Source organism: Enterococcus sp. C63 (assembly GCF_040887215.1).
GTDB classification, from domain to species: Bacteria; Bacillota; Bacilli; order Lactobacillales; family Enterococcaceae; genus Enterococcus_B; species Enterococcus_B hirae.
The window spans coordinates 222417-242787 of the sequence record NZ_JBFOFI010000005.1 but is presented as its reverse complement, the minus strand read 5'-3'; the positions used below and the strand labels follow the sequence as shown (position 1 = coordinate 242787).

Here is a 20371-nt window from a genome sequence, read left to right as displayed (position 1 = left end):
GCTGAGTCTAACGTCTCGTCAAATTCCATTAATGCTTCCACTATTTCGTCTGTCGTGAGATTATGATTTGACAATTCATCGGATAAATTTGCTGACTTTTGAAAAAACGAACGTTCTTCATTGGACTCATTTGAATAGTCAAAATCAGATAAACTATCGAACAAGCTATTTCCAAATTCACCTTCTGTCTCTGATAAAATTGGATGTTCCTCTTGATTTTCTCTTAGATGACTTCCAGTTACTTGCACTTGTTTGCTATTGAAGATATGATTCTCACTACTTGTTGCTTCCTCTAATTTATTTGGTAAAGGAAGTGATGAAGAAAAGTTTTTATTTTGTTGATGACCGATCCCTTGAAGTTTATCCTGTTGGTTCTCATCAATTAAATGCTCATTCTCTGTTGTATGTATTTGTTTGCTTATTTGTGATAGTTTGGGTGAATATTCTTCTACTTCATGAAGTACATGAGATTTCTTTGGCTTCTTAGGTTTCACACTCGATGTTTTCAAACTATTTTTATCAATTGGGAACGCCGATAGTGAAAACTTTTCTGGGTCCTTATTTTCTTGCATCTTTCTTTTTCTGCTTGAACTGTCATTGAGATTGTATTTTTTTGACTGGCTGTCATGATCAACACTTTTTTGTTTTCTTAATGAAATGACTTTGTCCTCTAAAGACCTTGGCTGAGCAGGATGTACCTGTTCCAGCTCATCTTTTAGAGGAACTTCTGAAATCAGCTCTTGTTGCTTCACTAACTCTTCCCTTTGCTCAAAACTATTTCTATCTAACTGTAAAATTTCATTTTCTGACGATGTTTTATATTGCATCTCTTCCTTCTGTTCTCTTGCTTTCTTTATTTTCATCAAAATGGTTCTCGCTGATCCGTTAAATTTATTAACAAGTTTACTTACCCACAAGTCTCCTGCTAAATATGCTTCGATATTTTGATTATTGCTCTCTTCCTTTTCTTTAGTTGTCTCATTCGTTAAGCTTTGCTGTTGCAGATTTTGCTCTTTTAGACTGTGTGTTACATTTCCAATGGTTCTCTTTGATACTCCAAATCGCTCAGCAAGTCCTGCTATCGATGTATTTTCTGTTTGGTATGCTTCTATAATCCTTTCATTTCTCTTTTTAATTGAATTGTTAGGACCGCCAATTTCATTATTCTTTTCATTCTCATGACAGTCTCCTTGAAGTGTTTTAATCGTTTCTTTTCTCACAAAGTCAATCTCCTTTAAAGTGATTAAAAATTAATTAGTAAACAACTAGTTCCGCTAGTTAAATCATTGATATAGAAATATGCTGACCTGATTGCTTTTACCACATTTATTCTAACACCCTCTTTCAAAAAGCTTGACTTTCTTTTTTCTTTTTTCAGAAAAAGAGGTTTTGAAAAGACCACAAAAAAAACATCAAAGCTAGCAGTTTTTGCCAACTTTGATGTTTCATCGATCATGTATCAATTCAATTTGTCAAAAAGATGTTTTTAACCTGGCAACTATCGCCAGCATCCATACTTTTTTTGAAACAGTTCGGATAAAATATCCCAATTGCTAAATTAAATATGGATTGGTAAACCTAAAGCGAGTTCAGCAGCATCCATCGTAATTTCACCTAGCGATGGATGTGGATGGATCGTTAACGCAATATCTTCGGCATTCATTCCTGATTCAATGGCTAAAGCAAGCTCAGAAACCATATCACTAGCACCTACACCACCGATTTGCGCTCCAATGATGACATTGTCTTCATTGGTCGTCACTAAACGGATAAAACCTTCTGTTTTTGCAAGCGATAACGCCCGTCCATTTCCTGAAAACGGAAATTTATATGCAGTAGCTTCAATACCAGCTTCTTTTGCTTCTTTGATCGTCATCCCAACAGAAGCTAATTCTGGATCTGTAAAGGCAACCGCAGGCATTGCTTTATAGTCAACTGCTACTTTCTTACCTGAGATAGCTTCTGCAGCAATTTTTGCTTCATAACTTGCTTTATGCGCTAAAGCAGCACCTGGTACGATATCCCCAATTGCAAAAATGTTTGGCACGTTCGTACGCCCTTGTTGATCCACTGGAATCAATCCACGTTCACCGACTTCGACACCCGCTTGTTCTAATCCCATATCGTCAGTATTTGGACGACGGCCAACTGTTACCATAACATAATCTGCTGTCACTGTTTCTTCTTTACCGTCAACAGTATATTTGACTGTCACACTGTCCCCATTATCAACAGCTTCTTTCGCCATTGCATTGGTTACGATTGTCACACCTTTTTTCTTGAAGTCGTCTTCCACTAATTTCACCATATCTTTTTCATAGGTAGGTAAAATTTGAGGAGAACCTTCAAGAATCGTTACCTCAGCACCTAAGTTAGCATAGGCTCCACCTAATTCTGCTCCAATAACTCCGCCACCAATGATAACGAATTTTTTTGGTACTTCTTTTAAAGCTAAGCCGCCTGTTGAGTCAAGTACACGTCCGCCAAACTTGAAGCCTGGGATTTCGATCGGACGGGAACCAGTAGCAATGATTGCATTATTGAAAGAATACGTTTGAGCAGAATCGGGATGGATCACACGCAATGTATGATCATCGACGAAGAATGCTTCGCCTTCGATTGTTTCTACCTTGTGTTTTTTCAATAAGAAGCCAACACCAGAAGTCAGTGTTTTCACTACTTTATTTTCTTTCCAGTCTTGTGTTTTTGCAAAATCAAGTGTGACATTTTCACTTGTGACACCGAATAAAGTTGAATCAAGAGATTCTTGATAATGATGTCCTGCAGCAATCAGCGCTTTTGAAGGAATACAACCAACGTTTAAACAAACACCACCGATGTATTCTCTTTCAATGATTGCCACTTTTTGTCCCATTTCAGCAGCACGGATGGCAGCAACATAGCCACCAGGTCCCGCACCGATTACAACTGTGTCTAATTCTACAGCAAAATCTCCAACTACCATTTGTTTATCATCCTTCCATCATCAATAACTCAGGATCAGCTAAAAGTCGTTTGATATTGTTCATTGCTTGTTGAGCTGTTGCTCCGTCTACGATTCGGTGATCAAAGCTTAAGGAAAGTTTCATCACTCGTCCAACAACGATTTCACCTTCACCATTAACGATCGGTTGTTGTGCAATTGTTCCCACACCTAAAATTGCTACTTCAGGGTAGTTGATTACTGGTGTAAACCAGCCACCACCTACAGAACCAATATTACTGATCGTAATAGAGCCATTTCGCATATCTTCAGCTGCTAATTTACCTTCATGAGCTAGTTTTGCTTTTTCATTGATTTCATCCGCAATCGCAAACATCCCTTTACGGTCTGCATCTTTTACATTTGGTACATACAAGCCATGATCTGTATCAGTTGCGATTCCGATGTTATAGTAATTTTTATAAACGATTTCTTGGTTCGCATCATCAATTGACGCATTCAAAATAGGGAATTTCTTCACAGTAGCAGTTAATGCTTTTACCACGTATGGCAAGAAAGTCAATTTTGTCCCATTCGCAGCTGCGACTTCTTTAAATCTCTTACGATTATCCCAAAGTTTAGAAACCTCTACTTCGTCATGTAAAGTAACATGTGGCGCTGTTTGCTTGCTATTGACCATTGCTTTAGCAATCGCTTTACGTGTCGGTGTCATTGCTACACGTTCTTCTAATTCGCCTAAATTAGATTTGAACGCTTTTGCTGGTGTTGCTGGCTTGCTTTCAGCTTTCGCTTCAACCGCTTTTTCTGTCGCAGGTGCAGCTGGTTCAGCTGATGCTGTTTGACTCGCATGCCCTCCTGATAGATAACTTTCAATATCTTCTTTTGTCACACGTCCACCTTTACCAGTTGCAGTGACTTGTGTGATATCCACATCTTTTTCACGAGCAAATTGTCGAACTGATGGCATAGCCAAAACACGTTTGTTAGGATCAGCTGCCTCAGCTACTGATGCTGAACCAGAAGTTTCTACTTTAGCATCAGTTGATTCAGCTGTTTTTTCTGATGTAGTAGAAGGCGCACTATTATGTCCTGGTGCATCGATTTCTACTAATACATCACCAACAGTTGCAACTGTTCCTTCTGATACCAAGATGTTTTTAACCGTTCCAGTCACTGGCGACGGGATTTCTTCTACCGATTTATCGTTTTGTACTTCTAACAATGTGTCATCTTCATTGATGGTATCGCCTGGTTTCACAAACCATTTAACGATTTCACCTTCTGCGATTCCTTCACCAATATCGGGTAATTTAAATTCAAAGACCCCACCATCGGCACTAGCTTCAGTTGGTTCAGCAGCTGGATGTTCAGGTGTTTGCTCTTTCGCTGCTACTCCAGCATCGCCACTTGTTTCATTGTCTTCATGTCCTGGTGCATCGATTTCTACCAGTACATCGCCAACATTCGCGACTGTTCCTTCAGGTACGATGACGTTTTTCACTGTCCCAGTAACTGGGGATGGAATTTCTTCTACTGATTTATCATTTTGAACTTCTAATAACGTATCATCCTCATTGATGGTATCGCCTGGCTTGACAAACCATTTGACGATTTCGCCTTCTGCGATTCCTTCACCAATGTCAGGTAATTTAAATTGGTATGCCATGATTTACTTACGTCCCTTCTTATTTCTTAGAATTCTGCAATTTCTTTGACTTTTGCTTCAATATCAGCCGCATTTGGTAACCAGATGTTTTCAGCTTGTCCAAATGGAAAAACAGTATCTGGTGCTGCTACACGTCCAATTGGTGCTTCTAATGAAAGGATCGCACGTTCTGAGATTTCAGCAATCACTTGGGCACTTACACCTGCTTGTCGTTGCGCTTCTTGAACGACTACCACACGACCAGTTTTCTCAACTGATTGAATGATTGTGTCAATATCTAGCGGTGCGACTGTTCTTAGGTCAACGACTTCTACTGAAATATCCTCTTTCGCAAGATTGTCAGCTGCTTTGATCGCTTCACGAACCATTGCGCCATAGGTAATGATTGAAACGTCTGTTCCTTCACGAGTAATTGCCGCTTTGTCCAATGATATTTCATAAGCTTCATCTGGAACTTCTTCACGGAATGAACGATAAAGTTTCATATGTTCCAAAAATACAACTGGGTCATTGCTGCGGATAGAAGAGATCAATAATCCTTTTGCATCATAAGGATTTGATGGAATGACTACGCGAATTCCTGGAGATTGAGCAATCAATCCTTCTAAGTTATCTGAATGAAGTTCTGGTGTGTGAACCCCACCACCAAATGGTGAACGAATCGTAATCGGTAGATTTCTAGTCCCACCCATTCGATATCTTGTACGTGCCATTTGTGCGACTACTTCATCCATGGCTTCAAAAATAAATCCAAAGAACTGAATTTCAGGTACTGGACGAAAACCTTCTAAAGCTAACCCAAAACTCATACCAGCAATCCCTGATTCAGCTAATGGGGTATCGAAAACGCGTTCTTCGCCAAATTTTTCTTGCAATCCTTCCGTTGCACGGAAAACTCCACCGTTTTTCCCAACATCTTCACCAAAAACGATTACGTTCTCATCATTTTCAAGTTCAAGTGCTAGGGCATCTGTGATTGCTTGAATCATTGTTTTTTGTGCCATGATTATTTCGACTCCTTCGCTTCATAGATTGCAATTTGTTCTTTAATTGATTGTGGTGCCACTTCAAACATATTTTTTAAGAAATCAGAAACTTTTTGTTTTGGAATCTTATCTGCTTCAGCAATCGCTGCTTTGATTTCCTCTTTTGTTTGTTCAATTACTTGTTCTTCTTTTTCTTCTGACCATAGACCTTTTTCTGTTAGGTAGTTACGGAAACGGATCAATGGATCTTTTTTCTGCCATTCGTCATCTGTTTCTTTTGAACGGTAACGAGTTGGGTCATCTCCTGATAAAGTATGCGGACCATAACGGTAAGTCAATGTCTCAATCAAGACTGGACCATTCCCGTTGATTGCCCAATCACGTGCCATTTTAGATACTGTATAAACTGCTAATGGATCCATACCATCTACTTGGATCCCTGGAATCCCAGCTGCCACAGCTTTTTGCGCTAATGTTTTAGCAGCTGTTTGTTTTTCACGAGGTGTTGAGATCGCAAAGCCATTGTTTTGGATATAAAATACAGCATTTGCATGATAAGCTCCGGCAAAGTTGATTGCTTCATAGAAATCACCTTGAGAAGAGCCGCCGTCACCTGTATAAGTGAAGACCACATTTTTTTTGTTTCGTTTTTTCAATCCTAAAGCCACACCAGCTGCTTGGATGTACTGCGCACCAATAATGATTTGTGGTGGTAGAGCTTTCAATTCTTCTGGATAAAAATTCCCTGCCGCATGTCCTCGTGACCATAAGAAAGCTTGTGCTAAAGGCAATCCATGTTTTACTAATTGGGGAACATCACGGTAACCAGGAAGTAATACGTCTTCTTTTTCAAAAGCAAATGCACTTGCAAGTTGGCTAGCTTCTTGACCAGCTGTCGGTGCAAAGAATCCTAGACGTCCTTGACGGTTTAAAGCTGTTGAGCGTTGGTCTAATACACGAGACCAAACCATGCTAGTCATTAATTCTACTAATTGTTCATCTGATAAATCAGGAACAAGATCAGGGTTTACTACTTTACCATTTTGGTCAAGCGCTTGGTATACTGGAAAATCTGAATTGACTTCATCTAATAACGCATTAAAGTCTAGTGGTAATTTCTTTTTTGCCATTTGTACACATTCCTCTCTCATCATATAAGAAAATCTCATCTTTCTGCGATTGAAACAGATATATAAACTGTATCAATATCCAACCGTCTTCTTTTATAAATTATCATGGATCATTAAGAAATACAAGCTAAAAGCAAAAAAATTCACGTTTTTAAAAATTTGTAATAATCCGCTTAACCACGCAAATAGTGAACAACATCACAATCAAGAAAGCGGTTTACATCTTTTGTACAAAATTAGTCCTGATTTTCTATCTACTCCTCTCTACTGTTATCATTGAATCCGCACATTGTTATACCTTATTCCAACAAACAGAAAAAATTTTTTATTAATTAGTGATTTTCTTTACAATCATCCCTCTTTTAATTTTCTACTATATGTGTATTTTTTTCAATTAAAAAGCAACAGCAAGGAATCTCCTTAACTGTTGCACATGAACCTGTTCTTTTGATCATGAATTAAACGGATAAACGTTTTGCTAATTTTGCCATTTCCGCTTGAAAAAATGGCAGCCTTTCTTCAGTTAAACGACTAAAATTGATACGCAACCCGTTGGTCTCTTCTCCAAACAAAAAACTTGGTGCAATGCCTAACCCTGAGCGGATCAATTCTTCCGCAATATCTCTTGTCAATTGCTGTCCTTTCCACGTAATCCACGCATAGTACCCACCATAAATGGGCCAGACTTCAAAAAAGTTTTGCGTTTTTTCCCATTCAACCAGTGTCAAACTTCTTTTGTATAATTCTTCCCTCACAATGGCGATCTTTGTGCTATAACTTTCTTCAAATACAGTCATCGCCACATTTTGGGGAAAGATGCTCATCGAAAATTCCATCATTTCCTGCGCTTTCGCTAAGCGGTCGATAAAGGAACGCAGCCCAACGATCCAACCTATCTTGGTCGTTTGTCCTAATACCCTAGATAATGATCCGACATATAAGACGTTTTCCGGATCAATCGAATGGATCGCAGTTGGTTTATGCTTTTCACTATCATGAAAGGATAAGTCACTAAAAACGTCGTCTTCAATGATCGGTAATTGATAGTTGCGACAAAGGGTCACTAATGCTTCGCGACGTTTTTGGGACATCACTTTCCCTGTTGGATTTTGAAAGTTTGGATTGACTAAGACAGCTTTCAATTTATTTTTCTTGATCAACACTTCTAGCTTATCCAGCTCAATACCTTCGCTATCCATGGGTACACCAAATAGACGAATCCCTGTCGCTTTAAATAAGGACAAACGATAAAAAAACGAAGGCGCTTCTACCGCAATAGCATCACCACTAGATAAAATCGTCTGTAAAATTAGAAAAATAGCCTGTTGCCCCCCACTCGTAACTAATAATTGCGTTTTAGTAAAATCAAAATAAAATTTTTCGATCAAGTAATTTTTTATTTTTGCTACTAATGGAAGATAACCTAGACAGGTGATTTGTTGCTCTTTTTCAATAATCTCATTCATTGAGTATGCTGGAAATTGAACGTTTGGTAATAAGTCTGTAGGCATCTCGCTCGAAAATAAATCGAGAAAATAAGGGTTCATTTTTCCTACTTCGATCATTTTTTCATAACTATCATCGATTTGTTCATAGCGTTGGGAAAATAATTCGCGCCAATTCACTCTCGGGACAGAATACCGCCCCCATTCGGTTTGATTCACAAAGCGTCCACTGCCTCGGCGACTGATAAGAACGCCAAGATCTCGTAATTCATCCAACGCTCGAACCACAGTTGTGCGATTTGTTTGAAAAATAACTGCCAATTTCCTTTCAGAGGGCAAGGGTACGTTGGGATCTAAATTCCCATTTTCAATATTTTTCATCACCTGATCCATAATTTGTCGATAAATTGGTCTTTGTTTCTTATCTATGACTTCCCACATGTTCTTCTCCATTCCTCTTTCTTCTACTGCCTATTTTATCTTATAAAAAAGGGATCGAAAAGCAAAGAAAAAGCAAAGTATGACACGAGAGCATCTACTTTGCTTTTTAATAGCTATTAAATCGTATCTCCGTTAAAAATGGAGTTTTTAACAATCACATAATCAACTTTGCGAATAGCTTCAATATCTTTCCCACCCGCGTAAGAAATAGAAGATTGTAAATCTTGTTGCATTTCAACCAACGTGTCTTTCAAAGACCCTTTATGTTGGATCCAAATTTTCTTACCTTCTACATTTTTCTTTTCACCTTTTTGAAACTCGGAGGCAGAGCCGAAGTATTCTTTGTACACTACGCCATTTTCCACCATTGTCTCACCAGGCGATTCTTCATGTCCGGCAAATAGCGAACCGATCATAACCATTGTTGCGCCAAAACGAACGGATTTTGCAATATCACCATGGGTACGAATACCCCCATCAGCAATAATCGGTTTTCTGGCAGCTTTAGCACACCATCTTAAGGCAGCAAGTTGCCAACCACCGGTACCAAAACCGGTTTTGATTTTTGTGATACAAACTTTACCAGGTCCGATTCCAACCTTTGTTGCATCAGCTCCGGCATTTTCTAATTCCCGAACAGCTTCTGGTGTACCAACGTTTCCTGCAATAACGAACGTTTCTGGTAAATGTTTTTTGATATGTTGGATCATTTCAATCACCGCATTTGAATGACCGTGCGCAATATCAATCGTGATATAATCAGGAACTAAATTTAACTGTGCTAATTCTTCAACAAATGAATATTCTTCTTGTTTTACGCCAACACTGATTGAAGTAATCAATTGTTGCTCCTTCATTTTTTGCACAAAGGGGATTCTTGCTGCTTCATCAAATCGATGCATAATATAGAAGTAACCATTTTCTGCTAAAAATTGTGCAATTGACTCATCGATGATCGTTTGCATATTCGCAGGGACAACAGGCATTTTAAAAGTATGCTTTCCTAGTGTCACTGTCGTGTTACATTCTGAACGGCTACTTACAATACATTTATTAGGAATGAGTTGAATATCTTCGTAATCAAACACTTTCATGGACATGATCCTCCTGATGTTCGAATTCAGTAAAACACGAACATTATTTGCTTTTTGGGTGTTTATTTTTAGCACCTTATGTAATTTACCGTATTTAAACTAAAAAATCAAGGGGAATATAAACAAAAAAATAAAAACTCCTTAATCTGAAATAACACTGTCTAGCCATCAAACTTTTCGACAAATAAACAATCAGCTGTTTGTCGCTTATAGCTACTCAATCTCTACCAGGTGGTTCATTCTTTTGTTGATTTCCAGCTTCTTTTGATTGGTTTGTTTTCTCTTGATCGTTTTTATTCAGAGTTCCGGTTTGAACGAGTGTCTGTTTAGCGCCAGAGATAATGGCATTCAACCTTTTATAAACTTGATTTTCATTATCGGGGTTTTCTTTATCTTTAGATAACTTTGTTTGCGAAATGTTCGAACTTTTTTCTAGCTCTTTTTCTCTATTCTTGTTGAATTCCTCCATACCAGCAAGTACTTTAGGGCTAAAATAGCTTTGCGCTATTTCTTGGATCATTCCAAGTAGAGCTCTATTAGGTTTATTTAATTTTGCAGATTTCGTTTTATTTATTGCGTGTGTCATTACTCCAAGACTATAGCGTTGGGGGTCTAGTTTTAGATTGCCTTTCGCTTCTTTACCATCACTGACATTTTCATACGCTGCTTTATGAGCGTTTAGCTCACTTTCTGGCATCGACGAATTATTGTCCCATTTATTTAGATATCCCATTTTACTCCCCTTTTCGTAGATTCTTAGTGACGTTCCTCGCATCAATATATGTAGAAGTCATTAGCGAACAAGCAACTAATGACTGTTTCATTCAATGTTTTTTCATGTCTATGGTAGGATATTGCCAGCTTCGCGATACAGCGCATACCAGTCTTCACGACTCAGTTCAACGTCTGAGGCTTGCGCAATTTCCTTGATTCGCCCTACATTCATCGTTCCTGCAATCACTTGGATATTCGCAGGATGGCGTAAAATCCAAGCTGAAGCTAAACCTGTTGGCGTTGTATGATATTTTTCAGCAAGTTCTGCTAATTTTTGATTCAATTTAGGAAACTTTTCGTTACCGATAAATACCCCTTCAAAAAAACCATATTGATAAGGCGACCATGCTTGGATCGTCATTTCATTCAAACGTGAATAATCCAAGACACTACCATCGTGGTCAACGCTAGCTTCATCTGTCATATTCACATGGATCCCTTGATCAATCATTCCAGAATGTTTCAATCCAAATTGCAATTGGTTGATCAACAAAGGTTGTTTGACGTATTTCTTTAGCAATTCGACTTGCATTGGTTTCTGATTACTTACACCGAAATAACGTACTTTACCTGACTTTTCTAATTCATCGAATGCCTCTGCCACTTCCTCAGGTTCAACTAAGGTATCGGGACGATGTAATAGCAACGCATCAACATAATCCATTTTTAACCGTTTGAGACTACCTTCTACTGATTCAATGATGTGCTTTTTGGAAAAGTCAAACATCACACCAGGAACAATCCCACATTTTGTTTGAACAAATAGCTCTTCTCTCTTTATTGAAGTTTTTGCTAATGCACTAGCAAAGATGGTTTCACATTCTCCACCACCATAGATATCCGCATGGTCAAAAAAATTGATACCGTTATCAAAAGCAGTTTCAATAATACGTTCTGGATGTTCAGCGCCATTAATCCTCATACATCCGAGAATGACCGATGACACCTTTTGATTTGAAGTTCCCAATTGAATCTGTTTCATTAAAATCATTCCTTTCTTTCCCATTAGATTTTAACACATTTACTTCAAAAAGGGGGCAAAAAGAGGCATGCCACTTTTTTCTCAAAAAAGAAAAAAATGTTATCCCCCTTTTTGTTGCGTTAGTGATTCTTAGAAAAAACGTTGATTGCTTTCATTCCAATATCTTTCCGATAAAATGTCCCCTTCGTATCTTTTGATTCCAACGCACTGTATATTTTTTCCCTCGCCTCTTCAATTGTTTCCCCATAGGACTCCACTAAGTAGATTCGACCACCTGAACCTTTTAAATTTCCTTTTTCCTCTTGAACACCCGCATAATAGACAGTTGCCTCCTCTTCAGGAAAATCGGGCAAATCCATAGCGGTTAAATACTGATTAGGATAACCTTCTGCTGCAACTACAACCCCTAAACGATATCCAGTTTCCTCCCAAATTAAATGAACCGGCTTATGGTCTAACAAATCAGTGATCACTTGCGCCAAGTCACTCTTCAATCGAGGTAAAATGACTTGTGTCTCAGGATCGCCAAATCTCGCATTAAATTCAATCACTTTCGGTCCATCTGAAGTGGCGATCAATCCTGCATACAATACACCGATAAACGGACGACCAATTTCGCTCATCCCCTTAGCTGCAGGTTTTATTACTTTTTCGATCCCCGCTTCAATGATTGCTTCAGAAATGTGAAGTACTGGAGAATAGGCGCCCATCCCTCCAGTATTCGGTCCTTGATCTCCATCATACGCTCGTTTATGATCTTGTGAGATTTCCATTGGATAAACTGCTTCGCCATCCACAAACGCTAACAAAGAGAACTCTTCTCCTTCTAAAAATTCTTCCACAACGATTTGATGTCCACTTTGTCCAAAACGATGTTTTTCCAGCATATCGCTGGCTGCCTGTAACGCTTCGGCTTTTGTCATCGCTACGACCACGCCTTTGCCAGCAGCTAAACCGTCCGCTTTGATCACAATTGGGGCACCCTTCTCTTCGATGTACCATTTGGCTTCAAGATAGTTGGTAAAAGTTTTAGATTCAGCAGTTGGAATCTGACAACGCTCCATCAATTCTTTGGCGAAACTCTTAGATCCTTCAATCAATGCGGCAGCTTTCGTCGGACCAAATATTTTTAACTCTGCTTTTTTAAAATCATCTACGATCCCATTTAGTAATGGAATTTCTGGGCCAACAAAACTCCAAGTAATCGACGCTTTCTTAGCAAACTCAATCAATCCTTGATGATCAGTTTCTTTAATATCAACGATTTTGACCCCATCACGTGTCATGCCAGGATTCCCCGGTGCACAATAAACGTTTTCGACTAGCGGACTTTGTAAGATTTTACTCGCAATCGCATGTTCACGCCCACCAGATCCTATGATCAATATATTCATTTCTTACTCCTTCTATCTTAATGTCTAAAATGACGGACGTTCGTAAAGACCATGGCAATTCCATATTTATTAGCCATGTCAATCGACGCTTGATCCTTGATACTTCCACCAGGCTGAATGATCGCCTTGATTCCGTGTTTAGCTGCATATTCCACCGAATCATCCATTGGGAAATAAGCATCGCTTGCCAAAACAGCTACTTGTGCTTTTTCTCCAGCTTGTTCAATCGCAAGTTTGACAGAACCGACACGATTCATTTGTCCTGCACCAATCCCTAGCGTCTGATACCGATTACTTACAACGATCGCATTTGATTTGACGTGCTTAACAGCTTTCCAAGCAAATGCTAATGCAGCCATTTCATCAGATGTTGGCTGACGATCGGTTACTACTTGCCATGTAGTTGGTTCTTCCATTGCTGTATCTTTTTCTTGGACGAGTAAACCTCCAAGAACTGAAACAATTTCATTAGATGCTTTTGTTAATTGCGAGTTAAAGTCAACCGTTAATAATCGTAAATTCTTCTTGGCTTTTAAAACTTCTAGACTTTCTGGTGTATAAGACGGTGCAATGATAATTTCTAAAAAGAGTTTATGCATTTCTTGAGCTGTTGCTAAATCGACTTCCCGATTCAATACCACAATCCCACCAAAAATCGAAACAGGATCTGCTTCATAAGCTGCTAGCCAAGCATCGAAAATCGTGTGAGCTGAGCCAATACCACAAGGATTCATGTGTTTGAGTGCTACGACTGTTGGTTCTTGGTATTCACTCATGATCCGCAAAGCAGCATCTGCATCACGAATATTATTAAAAGATAGTTCTTTTCCATGAAGCTGTTTTGCTTGAGCAATCGAATAACGTTCTGGTAGAGCAGATTGATAAAAGACAGCTTGCTGATGACTATTCTCGCCATAGCGGAGGTCTTGCTTGCGTTCAAAAGTAAGAGTCAATTTTTCCGTCTTTTCTTCCTTCACTTGCTCCGTTAAATATTGAGCAATCAATGCATCATAGGCTGCTGTGTGACGAAATACTTTCGCTGCCAGTTTCTGACGTGTCGCTAGAGAAGTAGTCCCTTGATTTCTCAGTTCATCTAAAACAATTGGATAATCGTTCGGATCAACGATCGCCGTGACAAATTCATGGTTTTTGGCAGCACTACGCAACATACTTGGTCCACCAATATCAATATTTTCAATGGCTTCTTTTTCACTAACATCCGGTTTCATGATTGTTTCTTTGAAAGGATACAAATTGACGCAAACAAAATCAATCGGCAAAATCTCAGAAGCTGCCATTGCATCTCTGTGACTAGCAAGATCACGACGTGCTAATAATCCCCCATGAATCTTAGGATGCAAAGTTTTGACACGTCCGTCCATCATCTCAGGAAAGCCAGTGACATCTTCGATTGCGATGGTCAAGATTCCCGCTTCATCAAGTGCTTTTTTGGTGCCCCCAGTTGAAATGATCTCAATTTCCAAAGCTTGTAATCCCTTGGCAAATTCAACAATTCCTTTTTTATCCGATACACTTAACAATGCTCTAGTCATTTTTTTCTTCCTCCACTTTTTGCATTTCTTTGATGACTGCTTCGATTATTTTAGGATAGGTCTGATGTTCGATTTGATGAATCTTTGCTTCTAAGCTATCCAATGTGTCTTCTTTCGTGATCTCTATGGTTTCTTGGTGAATGATGGGTCCTGTATCTATCCCTTTATCAATGTAATGAATCGTTATACCTGTTTCTTTGACTTCCGCAGCAAACGCATCACGAATCCCATGTAAGCCAGGAAAATCAGGTAAAAGAGAGGGGTGGATATTAATGATCCTTGACTCATAAGCATTCAATAAAGTCGGACCAATAATCCGCATGTATCCTGCTAATACAATGAGTTCAATTTCTTTTTCCACTAGGATCTCTAAAATTTTTTCTTCATATTCTCTTTTAGATGAAAATTCTTTTGGTGAAAAAAAATGAAATGGTACATGTAACTTTTCTGCCCGTTCTAAGACAAAAGCATTCGGCTGGTCACAAAAAAGCCATTCAAAGGTATCTGGCAACTTATTTTCCCGAAAATAGTCAACTAAAGCTTGAAAGTTGCTGCCATTTCCTGAAGCAAATACGGCAATCTTCATTTTTCTTCCTCATCAAACAACACTGTTTTATTTTTTAAGGGAATTACTTCACCGATTCGATAAACTGCTTCTCCTTGCTCATTGATTTTTTCAATGACTTCATCGACTTGAGAAGCTGCTACTGCTACAACCATGCCAATACCCATATTAAAAATCTCAAACATCTCTTGTTCAGGGATTTCGCCTAAACGTTGGAGACAATCAAAAATTGGCAAGCGAGGCCATGATCCTAATTGAATTTGCGCGGCCGTTCCTTCCGGCAACATCCGCGGAATATTTTCTATGAACCCTCCACCAGTGATATGTGCCGCACCTTTGATCTTTTGTTCTTTTATGATTGGCAACAACGCTGATACATAGATTTTTGTCGGCTTTAACAATTCTCGGCTTAGCGTTTCAGACAAACCCTCTACCTGATCAGTTAGTTTGTAGCCATTTTGTTCAAAAAACACTTTCCGAACCAATGAATAGCCGTTTGAATGAATCCCGCTAGAAGGTAAGCCTAACAGAACATCACCAACTTTGATTTCACTTCCTGTGATCAATTGCGACTTTTCTGCAACCCCAACTGCAAAGCCAGCAAGATCATACTCATTTTCCGCGTACATTCCTGGCATCTCTGCGGTTTCGCCACCGATCAACGCAAGATTACCTGCTACACAACCATCCGCCACGCCAGCGACGACTTTTTCTAATTTTTGTGGATCATTTTTTCCAGTAGCTAAATAGTCTAAGAAATATAAAGGTTCCGCACCTTGAGCTAAAATATCATTGACACACATCGCCACACAATCGATTCCGATCGTTTCATGTTGATCCGCTTCGATGGCTACTAACAATTTTGTTCCTACCCCATCTGTCCCTGATACCAAAACTGGTTCTTTTAATTGGTAAGAACTTAAATCAAAACAGCCACCAAAACCGCCTAAAGCACCCATTACCCCTAGTCGCTCTGTTTTTTTCACGTGTTTCTTGATTCGTTCTACTACTTCATAGCCAGCTTCTACATCCACACCAGCATTCGCATAGGCATTGCTCATGTTACTTCCTCCTTTATTGAAAAAAAGATACTTTTTCTTTCAATGATTCACGGTATTTTTCTTCATAGTCGTATAAAGGCGTCGGATAATCACCATTAAAATAAGCCATACATAACCCAGAATAAGGAGCTGCTTCTTTTAATCCGATTGCTTGGATCAACCCATCCTCACTTAAAAATTCCAATGAATCTGCTTCAATACATTGTCTGATTTCTTCGATACTATGATTCGCTGCAATTAGTTCTTTTCTCGTTTGAATATCAATGCCGTAAAAACAAGGATATTTTAACGGTGGTGAAGCAATTCGTACATGAACCTCTTTTGCTCCTGCTTCTTTTAATAGACGTACGATTCGCCGGCTCGTTGTTCCTCTAACGATCGAATCATCCACCATCACGATTCGTTTGCCTTCAACAACTCCTCTGACAGCCGAAAGTTTCATCCTGACACCCTGCTCTCTTAATGCTGGTGTTGGTTGAATAAAGGTTCTGGCAATGTATTGATTTTTTACTAGTCCAATCTCATAAGGGATGCCACTAGCTTCGGCATAGCCACTGGCTGCTGATAGCGAAGAATTTGGAACACCTACAACCATGTCAGCATCAATTGGCGCTTCCTGTGCTAAATTTCTCCCCATATTTTTACGAGCAGTGTGTACATTGACACCAGCGATATTTGAATCTGGTCGTGCAAAGTAGATATATTCCATGGAACAAATCGCTAACTGGGTTTCGGTCGTATAAGTATCGATCGTATAGCCTGAGTCATCAATGATCACTACTTCCCCTGGACGAACATCTCGAATAAACCGCGCACCGATGACTTCCAGTGCACAAGTTTCAGAAGCAATCACATATGCACCATTTTTCATTTGTCCGATTGCCAAAGGTCGAAAACCATTCGGATCAAGAGCGGCGATCATGGCATCTTCTGTTAAAAGCAAATAGGCAAAGCCGCCTTTCACTTCATTTAATGCTTCTTTTAAACGATCGAGTAATGTTGTTTTTTTACTTCGACGAATCAAATGCATCAAAATCTCTGTATCTGAATTGGAATGGAAAATCGCACCGTCTTTTTCTAACGACGTTCTCAACGAACGGGCATTCGTAAGATTCCCATTGTGAGCTAGACCGATTGACTGGTCATAAAATTTAAATAAAAAGGGTTGGATATTGTCCACACTACCATTACCTGCTGTAGCATAACGCACATGTCCAATCGCTGCTTGTCCAGAGAGTGCAGCTAGCTTTCTTTGATCTTTGAAAACTTCTGAGAGTAAACCTAGATCCCGGTGTCCTAATAGTTTCCCTTGATCATTTGAAACGATCCCAGCACCTTCTTGACCACGGTGCTGAAGACTATGAAGCCCAAAATACGTTACGCTAGATGCTTCTTGATGTCCCCAGACACCAAACACCCCACATTCTTCATTTAAACTTTTTACTTCATAAGACATTCGATTGCGTCCTCCCAGCATTTTTTAGCTGTTGTAACAGCTAGATGGATTTCCCCATCACTTGCTTGGATCACGATATTACTTGACTCAGTCACTTTACCGATACAACTTGCTTTTTCGCCCATCAAACGTTCAAATTCCTCACGATCTTCTGGAAGGATGGTGACCACAAATCTTGATTGTGTCTCTGAAAAAAGTTGTGCTGTCGTCAGATTTACTGTGACATCTAATCCCAATTGGGTACCAAAAGTTGCTTCAGCCAACGCCACAGCCAAACCGCCTTCCGAACAATCATGCGCACTGGTTACCACTCCTGCTTGAATAGCCGCCAGTAGACTTTCTTGGTTTTGTTGTTCCGTCAATAGATCAAAATGCTCGATGTCCCCTTCAATTTTTCCTAATTGCATTTTTTGCAATTCACTACCATTGAAATCGTCATAAGTTTCACCAACAAGATAAATCAAATCATCCGCCATTTTGAAAGATTGAGTGGTGATGTGTTGGTAGTCTTCGATCAATCCGACCATGCCGATCATCGGGGTAGGATAAATCGCTTTGCCATCCGTTTCATTGTATAAAGAAACATTCCCGGAGATCACAGGTGTCGCAAAGACTTCACATGCTTTGGCAATCCCGTCTGCTGATTTAACTAATTCCCAAAATACTTCTGGTTTATCAGGAGAACCATAATTCAAGCAGTCTGTGATCGCCAATGGACGTCCGCCACTAGCTACAATGTTTCTGGCAGCCTCTGCAACAGCGATTTGCCCACCTATCTCAGGATTCAAGTAAAGGTAGCGGGCATTACAGTCAGTCGTCATAGCAATTGCTTTTTCAGTTCCACGAATACGCAATACGGCAGCATCACTTCCAGGGGAAACTACTGTATTGGTTTGTACTTGAGAATCATAGGTTTCATAAATCGCATGTTTTGAAGCTATTGTCGGTTGTTTCAATAAATCTAGCAATAATTGATTCGCATCTTCAATGATTGGTTGATATTGCCCTAACTGTTTAAATTTTTCGATTCGAGCGGGTTCTTGCACTGCCTTTTCATAAACAGGTGCATCTTCGGCTAAGGCATCAACTGGTAAGTTAGCCACTTCTTCCCCATGATGGTACAAGCGATACAAGCCATCATCGGTGACTTCTCCAATCGTAACAGCATCCAAATCATATTTTTTAAACAATTCTTTGACTCTTTCCTCTGCCCCAGCTTTTACACAAATCAACATTCGTTCCTGTGATTCTGAAAGCATCATTTCGTAAGGAGTCATATTTGTTTCTCGTTGTGGCACATCGTCTAATGTCAAAATCAAACCAGATCCAGCTTTTGATGCCATTTCCGAACTTGAAGAAACCAATCCAGCAGCGCCCATGTCTTGGATCCCTACTAAAATGTCCGCATGTTCCAGGATCAATTCTAAGCAAGCTTCAAGTAATAGTTTTTCCATAAAAGGATCGCCTACTTGGACTGCGGAACGTTGCTGTTCTTCTTCTTGACTGAACTCTTCTGAAGCAAAAGTCGCACCGTGAATGCCGTCGCGTCCTGTTTTCGCACCGACATACATGATCGAATTACCCACACCAGAAGCTTGCCCTTTTTGAATGTCTTTGTGATCGATCAACCCTACGCACATGGCATTAACTAACGGATTCCCTTCATAACAAGGATCAAACGCTACTTCTCCTCCAACCGTCGGTATTCCGATACAATTACCATACCCAGAAATCCCTGCGACTACTTCTTCCAATAAGTACTTGGTTCGTGGTTGGTCTAACTCGCCAAAACGTAAAGAGTCAAGTAAAGCAATCGGACGTGCACCCATACTGAAAATATCACGGATGATCCCACCAACACCGGTTGCCGCTCCTTCATAAGGTTCTACTGCTGAAGGGTGATTATGACTTTCCGCTTTAAACACAACTGCTTGATCATCACCGATATCCACGATACCAGCGCCTTCTCCTGGACCTTGAAGAACATGCGGTCCACTTGTTGGGAACTTTCGTAAAATCGGTTTAGAATTTTTGTAAGAACAATGCTCGCTCCACATGACTGAAAACAAACCTGTTTCGGTGTAATTGGGCATTCTCCCCAAAATATCTTCTTCGATCATTCGATATTCTTCGTCTGTCAATCCCCATTCAGCATAAATTTTCTTTTCTTTGATCTCTAAGGGACTTGGTTCATTCCGTGTTTTCATCTTAGACAGTCACCTTTCCAAAATTTTTTAACATCGATGCAAAAAATCGTTTTCCGTCTTCTGATCCTAGTAACGCCTCCATTGCCCGTTCTGGATGAGGCATCATTCCCAACACATTTCCTGCTTTATTGGTGATCCCTGCAATATTTGCGACACTACCATTGATATTCTCAGCGTAAGTAAAAACGATTTGATTATTGGCTTTTAACTCTTGCAACGTTTGATCATCGCAAAAATAATTTCCTTCGCCATGAGCGACAGGCAGCTGAATGATCTCATCGGTTTCATACTCCGAAGTAAAGGCTGTCTGGTTGTTAACTTTCAAAGGAACAGTTTTGCAAATGAAGCGCAAAGAATCATTTTTTCTTAACACGCCTGGAAGAAGACCCGCTTCTGTAAGGATTTGAAACCCATTACATGTACCAAAGACTGGTTTTCCTTCCTCCGCAAAACGAACGACTTCATTCATGATAGCTGAAAAACGCGCAATAGCTCCACACCGCAAGTAATCGCCATAGGAAAAACCACCAGGGAGCAATACGCCGTCATAGCCTTGTAGAGAGGTTTCATCATAACGAACATACTCAGCTTCTACTTCCATAATGTCACGAATTGCCCACAGCATATCCGCATCACAGTTCGAACCAGGAAAGACAATCACGGCAAATTTCAT

At 39.6% G+C, this 20371-nt stretch carries 16 protein-coding genes; all 16 read right to left on the bottom strand.

Annotated features, from left to right (window positions below; translation table 11 throughout):
* The coding region (locus AB3H90_RS09555; protein WP_368016636.1) for a hypothetical protein at positions 1-1220 on the bottom strand (1220 nt) is incomplete at its 3' end.
* Between the two features lie 338 nt (positions 1221-1558).
* Complete coding sequence (gene lpdA, locus AB3H90_RS09550; protein ID WP_010719369.1) at positions 1559-2965, bottom strand: dihydrolipoyl dehydrogenase; 1407 nt, start codon at positions 2963-2965, stop codon at positions 1559-1561.
* A gap of 7 nt (positions 2966-2972) precedes the next feature.
* Positions 2973-4610: a dihydrolipoyllysine-residue acetyltransferase gene (locus tag AB3H90_RS09545; protein ID WP_368016635.1), complete on the bottom strand. Its 1638-nt coding sequence runs from the start codon at positions 4608-4610 to the stop codon at positions 2973-2975.
* A gap of 26 nt (positions 4611-4636) precedes the next feature.
* The gene (locus tag AB3H90_RS09540) at positions 4637-5614 is read right to left on the bottom strand and encodes an alpha-ketoacid dehydrogenase subunit beta (protein ID WP_368016634.1); all 978 of its coding nucleotides are present in this window, start codon (positions 5612-5614) and stop codon (positions 4637-4639) included.
* Positions 5615-5616: 2 nt separating this feature from the next.
* The gene (gene pdhA / locus AB3H90_RS09535; RefSeq protein ID WP_010719372.1) at positions 5617-6726 is read right to left on the bottom strand and encodes a pyruvate dehydrogenase (acetyl-transferring) E1 component subunit alpha; all 1110 of its coding nucleotides are present in this window, start codon (positions 6724-6726) and stop codon (positions 5617-5619) included.
* Positions 6727-7184: 458 nt separating this feature from the next.
* Positions 7185-8612, bottom strand: coding sequence for a PLP-dependent aminotransferase family protein (locus AB3H90_RS09530; protein ID WP_368016640.1), 1428 nt, complete (start codon positions 8610-8612; stop codon positions 7185-7187).
* Between the two features lie 116 nt (positions 8613-8728).
* Positions 8729-9706 carry a GMP reductase gene (guaC, locus tag AB3H90_RS09525; protein ID WP_010719374.1) on the bottom strand — a complete coding sequence of 326 codons (978 nt, stop codon included), beginning with the start codon at positions 9704-9706 and terminating at the stop codon, positions 8729-8731.
* A gap of 217 nt (positions 9707-9923) precedes the next feature.
* Complete coding sequence (locus AB3H90_RS09520) at positions 9924-10403, bottom strand: hypothetical protein (RefSeq protein ID WP_368016633.1); 480 nt, start codon at positions 10401-10403, stop codon at positions 9924-9926.
* 144 nt (positions 10404-10547) lie between these two features.
* Entirely contained in the window at positions 10548-11462 is a 915-nt protein-coding gene (locus AB3H90_RS09515) for an aldo/keto reductase family oxidoreductase (RefSeq protein WP_010719376.1), read from the bottom strand.
* Positions 11463-11581: 119 nt separating this feature from the next.
* A complete protein-coding gene (purD, locus tag AB3H90_RS09510; RefSeq protein WP_368016632.1) occupies positions 11582-12856 on the bottom strand; it encodes a phosphoribosylamine--glycine ligase in 1275 nt (424 codons plus the stop codon).
* Between the two features lie 17 nt (positions 12857-12873).
* Complete coding sequence (purH, locus tag AB3H90_RS09505; protein ID WP_368016631.1) at positions 12874-14409, bottom strand: bifunctional phosphoribosylaminoimidazolecarboxamide formyltransferase/IMP cyclohydrolase; 1536 nt, start codon at positions 14407-14409, stop codon at positions 12874-12876.
* The gene (gene purN, locus AB3H90_RS09500) at positions 14402-14995 is read right to left on the bottom strand and encodes a phosphoribosylglycinamide formyltransferase (RefSeq protein ID WP_010737442.1); all 594 of its coding nucleotides are present in this window, start codon (positions 14993-14995) and stop codon (positions 14402-14404) included. The genes purH and purN overlap by 8 nt, the downstream gene beginning before the upstream one ends.
* On the bottom strand, positions 14992-16035 hold the full coding sequence (gene purM / locus AB3H90_RS09495; RefSeq protein ID WP_368016630.1) for a phosphoribosylformylglycinamidine cyclo-ligase: 1044 nt from the start codon (positions 16033-16035) through the stop codon (positions 14992-14994). Before purM ends, purN begins: the two co-directional genes overlap by 4 nt.
* Positions 16036-16048: 13 nt before the next feature.
* Positions 16049-17491, bottom strand: a complete 1443-nt coding sequence (gene purF / locus AB3H90_RS09490; RefSeq protein ID WP_034700370.1) for an amidophosphoribosyltransferase — start codon at positions 17489-17491, stop codon at positions 16049-16051.
* Complete coding sequence (gene purL / locus AB3H90_RS09485; RefSeq protein ID WP_368016629.1) at positions 17476-19698, bottom strand: phosphoribosylformylglycinamidine synthase subunit PurL; 2223 nt, start codon at positions 19696-19698, stop codon at positions 17476-17478. Before purL ends, purF begins: the two co-directional genes overlap by 16 nt.
* A gap of 1 nt (position 19699) precedes the next feature.
* A complete protein-coding gene (gene purQ / locus AB3H90_RS09480; protein ID WP_368016628.1) occupies positions 19700-20371 on the bottom strand; it encodes a phosphoribosylformylglycinamidine synthase subunit PurQ in 672 nt (223 codons plus the stop codon).

Bases quoted from the DNA above. Each gene is read 5' to 3' on its own strand.
- lpdA (WP_010719369.1), bottom strand. From the start codon at position 2,965: ATGGTAGTTGGAGATTTTGCTGTAGAATTAGACACAGTTGTAATCGGT.
- AB3H90_RS09545 (WP_368016635.1), bottom strand. From the start codon at position 4,610: ATGGCATACCAATTTAAATTACCTGACATTGGTGAAGGAATCGCAGAA.
- AB3H90_RS09540 (WP_368016634.1), bottom strand. From the start codon at position 5,614: ATGGCACAAAAAACAATGATTCAAGCAATCACAGATGCCCTAGCACTT.
- pdhA (WP_010719372.1), bottom strand. From the start codon at position 6,726: ATGGCAAAAAAGAAATTACCACTAGACTTTAATGCGTTATTAGATGAA.
- AB3H90_RS09530 (WP_368016640.1), bottom strand. From the start codon at position 8,612: ATGTGGGAAGTCATAGATAAGAAACAAAGACCAATTTATCGACAAATT.
- guaC (WP_010719374.1), bottom strand. From the start codon at position 9,706: ATGAAAGTGTTTGATTACGAAGATATTCAACTCATTCCTAATAAATGT.
- AB3H90_RS09520 (WP_368016633.1), bottom strand. From the start codon at position 10,403: ATGCCAGAAAGTGAGCTAAACGCTCATAAAGCAGCGTATGAAAATGTC.
- AB3H90_RS09515 (WP_010719376.1), bottom strand. From the start codon at position 11,462: ATGAAACAGATTCAATTGGGAACTTCAAATCAAAAGGTGTCATCGGTC.
- purD (WP_368016632.1), bottom strand. From the start codon at position 12,856: ATGAATATATTGATCATAGGATCTGGTGGGCGTGAACATGCGATTGCG.
- purH (WP_368016631.1), bottom strand. From the start codon at position 14,409: ATGACTAGAGCATTGTTAAGTGTATCGGATAAAAAAGGAATTGTTGAA.
- purN (WP_010737442.1), bottom strand. From the start codon at position 14,995: ATGAAGATTGCCGTATTTGCTTCAGGAAATGGCAGCAACTTTCAAGCT.
- purM (WP_368016630.1), bottom strand. From the start codon at position 16,035: ATGAGCAATGCCTATGCGAATGCTGGTGTGGATGTAGAAGCTGGCTAT.
- purF (WP_034700370.1), bottom strand. From the start codon at position 17,491: ATGTCTTATGAAGTAAAAAGTTTAAATGAAGAATGTGGGGTGTTTGGT.
- purL (WP_368016629.1), bottom strand. From the start codon at position 19,698: ATGAAAACACGGAATGAACCAAGTCCCTTAGAGATCAAAGAAAAGAAA.
- purQ (WP_368016628.1), bottom strand. From the start codon at position 20,371: ATGAAATTTGCCGTGATTGTCTTTCCTGGTTCGAACTGTGATGCGGAT.